Source organism: Stenomitos rutilans, from assembly GCF_059505485.1.
In genome coordinates this window covers 1-4,662 of the sequence record NZ_JCACKR010000045.1, presented here as the reverse complement: position 1 = coordinate 4,662, position 4,662 = coordinate 1, and the positions used below count along the sequence as shown (strand labels likewise).

The window sequence follows — 4,662 nt, the reverse complement described above, 5'->3', positions numbered from 1 at the left end:
CTTGGTACGTACTATATTACACCGTCCGTACCCAATCCGCCTAAAAACTGCTGCCTAAGACATAGAGACTGGGGCTGCTAGAACACCCTTTTCCTGGGTTTAGCTTAAGAGAGCGATTGCCCCTAGTGCTGCAACACTAGGGGCAATCGCTCTCTACTCCACATTAAGTGGCAGAATTGTCTTCCAGGAACTTTCGGAGTGCCTGCAACTCTTCAGCATTTAGTTTGACCAGACCCCGACATGGTAATGCGGCTGGATGATGCTCTCGAAGTCCTGGGCTAAATGAGTAGTCGTATAGAAAATCACGTTGTGCGATTCGTTGAAGCATGACTCACGGTGAAAGCTCCAAGTAACGGGTAGCTCAGAGTCAACGCTTCTTAACCAATCTCAAAGCTGTTTCCGTAAAAATACGCTCGAAGATAGGCAGTAGCTTGCTTAACCTAGGGTCAGGAAGGCATTCATTGCCCTTCGTCTTCTCCTTGGCTGCCACCGCTGGAGCGAGAAGAAAACGGTTCCAACAACAGGTGGTTCAATAGAAGATCTTAAGTTTCAAGACAGAGATCAGCACTCCTGGGCAAGGCTCAGAGGCTGGTCTCTGTTTTTTTTGGCTTTCAACGGCTGCATGAACTTCGGATCGTTTGCGTTCCTCCCAGCAGAAATGGCTTTCTTCTCTAAATGCGATTTCTGCCTCTTTGCTTGGTTTGACGTTGCGTAGTTTGTGCAGGATCCATCTGGCTAACCTGTGAAAGAACTCCGAATCGCTTCCTTAAGCAACTAACGTCTGCCTCATTCCCCACAATCCTTATCCCATAGACAAAACGGAGGCTCACTAAATGCACAACTTTTTGAAACAGGTTCAACGGAAGCGCACCTTGCTGAAAAAGTTGTGCCATTCCCTATCCCTCTATTACCGACTCCACCTTATCTACCAACTCCAGCTCATCGCTTGGTACATCCGTTACCTCAAGCTGGTGAGCCTGCTCTGTCAGTCAATTTCGTACCTTACTCAATGGATCAAGAAAATTATGGACCAGATTACAGCGTCTTATGGTCGCGTCTCCTCCCAGGAGCAAAACCTGAATCAAAAAGCGGCTGAGCAACAAGTGTCCTTGCTCAAAAAGCACAACCCAGACCAGATCTACTTCGATGTTGAAAAAGGCGGTGTGAGCGATCGCGAACAGTTGTGTAAACTTCTCGCTCTGATGCGCTTGGGTCGTGTTAAGACCCTCATTGCGGCTCGCTTAGATCGACTCACCCGCAATGACGAGCTCTATGCCGAACTCAAGCGTCTGCTCAAAGAGCATGACATCAAGCTCTATCTCATCGACTTGGGTGACGTTGACCTAAACACGGCTTCTGGTGAACTTAACCTGGATATTCGATGCTTGTTGGCAGTCCACGAGCGTCGTGAACTACGCGATCGAGTTCGCCGGGGACACCGATACCGCCGGGAGCGCAAGGCACCTTTTGGTCGTGCGCCTTGGGGCTATATGGTCAAAAACGAACAGTTCGTTAAAGATACTCGCCCCCGGGTCTGTTTACTCGAACAGCGCCCTGAACCCTACGAACATCTGGTGCATGAGCCAGATGATTCGTCACAACTGGTGCGCGGTCTTAGCTGTGCTGATATTGCCCAGGAGGCTCTCGCTTTGTATCTAGAACTGAGGCATCCTGGTCCAGTACTCGGCGCACTTCGCAAGAAGTATGGCATTCCTCATAAGCGGGAAGTGGCCATCCTGCAGGAAGACCGGGAACGCCGCGCTGAGGTCTTTAGCGGCGTCTATTACACCGAGAAGACTCGTAAGAGCGTTGACCCGACTACGTCTGAGGAACTGTTGCTCTACAACGCCCCCCATAGTCTGGTGGAATGGATACTCAATCCTGTTCTGCGGGGGCATACCGTCTACAACAAGTATGACAAAGCCAAGCGTACGCTTCCCCCTGAGCAATGGGATATCCAGTACGACACCCACACGCAGCAGCGTTACCTCTCGGAGGAGCAGTTCGAGGAGTTGCGGAGCATCATCAAAACCAACCATCGCAGGGTAGGAACGCCTGGGGCGACCTTTTATCTCACGCGCTTGATCCATTGCGATTGCTGTGGTCATCCGATGGTGCTCAAGCATAGTCCACAGTACCAGTACTATGGTTGCCGCAATACCGCTGCTCATTGTCAAAATCGGGGCTGCGTCCGTACTGAAAAGCTGGATGAGGCAATCATTCGCCGGGTAATTGAACGCTCTCTCCAAGTCGCTGGGTCTCCAGCCGCTGCTCGGATTCCAGTGCTGGAATCACCTGAGGTTTTGGCACTACGGGAGCAAATTACGGAGACGGAACTGTTGCTGCAGAGACGACCCACCGCAGCGCTTAAACAAGCCTACAGCGACATGCAGAAAGAGCTTCAGGAGTTCACCCGAAACTCGGAGCACCTCGCTTTTATCAGTGCCTCAGCGGAGGAGATCCTGATGTCTCCCTATGCCCGCAATGTGGCGTTCTGGTACAGCCTGATCCGGCAGGAAAGGGAGTTGCTCTATGACAGGTTAGTCAGGCGGGTAATGGTCCGGGATGGGGCAGTGGTGTCTGTGGCACTCCACGCCTAGACGTTGATGGGTGAGGGCGGTGGGTGAGTCTTTCATGCTCGCCCTAACCTGGCTTTGGAAAACGTCTGTTCTGTTGTTTTTGTTCATCTTGTTGTTATTGATGAGGATGGTCTTATGACATCTCAATTAACGTTAAGCACATTGCAAGCAGCCGCTGCCCGTTACGATGAAGCGGCTGCAAAAGTTTTGTCCGCATGGGAGTGGGTGTGTGAATGCTCATCACCGGGGCAATCCTTGGCCTGTTTGGACTGTACAGGCTTCAAATTATTCATCGAATTGGTCCAGAAACAGTCATGCTCAGAGGCTCCTGGGGAGTTTCCGCATATCCTTCCAGCCAGGCAGTTGCCCCCATACTCTGCAACCCTCAAACAGGACTGTATCCTCTTGTTCCAGAAGGGCTACACGACGGAACAAATTCAATACTTCACAGGCATGGGCAACCAAACCGTACTCCTGAGTTGGTTGCGGGAGGCAAAACTGATGGGCAGTACTACCCGAGATTATGAGCATCAGAAGCAGCGGTGTATTGAGCTTTCTCTCAAAGGTCTACTGCCAGTGCAGGTACAGGTGGAAACCGGCGTCCCCGCCGATGTCGTGAGCCGTTGGCTCAGAGATGTCAATATTCAGCAGAAGCGGCGGCAGTTTTCTCAGGAGGATAAGCAACACTGCCTTGCGCTTTACCTGAGCGGGAAATCGTTGCTAACGGTTGCCAAAGAAATGGATATTCCTCGGTCTACAGTCGAGAGTTGGGTGAGGCGATCTGGAGCCCAGCGTGCTCGGGTTAAAGGCGGTGGGAGACCTCCCATCTATGCAAAAATGTTTAAGCTAGAGTGTGTCGCACTGGTCCGAGAAGGCAAGAGCTGTGTCGAGGTTTCTGAGATCAAGGGGTGCTCTGAGACTGCTGTCCGGGAGTGGTGGCAGAAATTTAAGGATGTTCCTGTCGATCAAGTCTGACAAGTACCCACCAGTCAAGGGCTAGCAAAGGCGGGGCGTACTGGCAATTTTGTTTGGCATTGCACAACTATGCGATCGCCAAAGGCGAAGGGATCAGTGAGCCGTCAAGCAGAACCCAGTTTTGAACGGTGTATAGTAGCTCTGGACCAGACTTGGACAATCTGGTGCTCAAAAAGGGGTAGTACAGCGCCTCTTTTTGAGCGCTTCAAAGGCTGCTATCAAATGACAGTGACATTGGCAGCATGACAGCGATCAAGGGTTGAGTTAGACTACCCTCGGATAGCCGTTCGGCTCGTACACAGTAGTGTAGAAGAGAGTATAACAACGGATGGCTCAAAGGTACTAAGGTACTACGGGCGTGAAGAAGCCGACTCCGTTCAACTTCAAGAGGGCATGGAACTTGGCATCAACCAGCGTTGGCAACTGTGAGGGTGGACAAGTGCCCCAGGCGATTCTGCAAAGCAAGCCGGAAATGACGCGACGGATAGCCTCAACCGTCTGATAGGGGTTAGACCAAACGCTCGAACAGGCTCATTGCAGGGCTGAGCAAGATTGACAGTACACTTGCACTTGGCGGCAACTAGAGTTAGATTGTTAACCAACGCCAAGCAATCTCAATATCCGTAGCCTTCAGAGGGAGCGGCAGGACTGATAGCCAAACGGCTAGACAGCTCTGCCGTTTGTTGTTTCTGAGACTCGGGCAAACCTTAACTTGGGAACCAGCGAGATCCTACGCAGAATGACTTCGGCTGATTGCAATGCGTTGCTTCAAAGATTATGAGATCCTCAAAGGACATTCGATCTACTATGCCTTAGGCATAGAGGATTCTTCTATGCAGTTAGCTGGGCACTCGCCATTGCACATGCGCCACTACCCGAGGGATACTCTAGCCTGTCAAGTTTGTCCCGTTGCAATGACAAGGAGTGTGGTTATGTTCTAGGACACTTTAGAAGCCAAAAACCCCCACTGCGGCAAACAGAGAGGGTTAACAGCTTCGCTACTTAGTTTTATGAAAGGTTTGGGGCACTAACCAGAAAGCTTTAGGAAGGCAGAAAGTTAGCTACCCGAATCAGGGACAGAGCCGAACCATCGTTTTGAGTAAACGAG

The 4,662-nt window shown here is 51.1% G+C and carries 3 protein-coding genes; 2 read left to right on the top strand and 1 reads right to left on the bottom strand.

What is annotated here, in order from left to right:
• Positions 1-163: 163 nt before the first annotated feature.
• Positions 164-328: a hypothetical protein gene (locus tag AC5JLP_RS07675; protein ID WP_496067336.1), complete on the bottom strand. Its 165-nt coding sequence runs from the start codon at positions 326-328 to the stop codon at positions 164-166.
• Between the two features lie 505 nt (positions 329-833).
• On the opposite strand from AC5JLP_RS07675, the gene AC5JLP_RS07670 reads away from it, so the two are divergent.
• Both AC5JLP_RS07670 and AC5JLP_RS07665 read left to right on the top strand, forming a co-directional pair.
• Positions 834-2,600 (top strand): recombinase family protein, encoded by a 1,767-nt coding sequence (locus tag AC5JLP_RS07670; protein WP_496067335.1) that lies wholly within the window; start codon positions 834-836, stop codon positions 2,598-2,600.
• 114 nt (positions 2,601-2,714) lie between these two features.
• Positions 2,715-3,554, top strand: coding sequence for a transposase (locus AC5JLP_RS07665; protein ID WP_496067334.1), 840 nt, complete (start codon positions 2,715-2,717; stop codon positions 3,552-3,554).
• Positions 3,555-4,662 lie beyond the last annotated feature (1,108 nt).

What these genes read in the sequence shown, in the direction of transcription:
- AC5JLP_RS07675 (WP_496067336.1), bottom strand. Translation starts at nt 328, where the DNA reads ATGCTTCAACGAATCGCACAACGTGATTTTCTATACGACTACTCATTT.
- AC5JLP_RS07670 (WP_496067335.1), top strand. Translation starts at nt 834, where the DNA reads ATGCACAACTTTTTGAAACAGGTTCAACGGAAGCGCACCTTGCTGAAA.
- AC5JLP_RS07665 (WP_496067334.1), top strand. Translation starts at nt 2,715, where the DNA reads ATGACATCTCAATTAACGTTAAGCACATTGCAAGCAGCCGCTGCCCGT.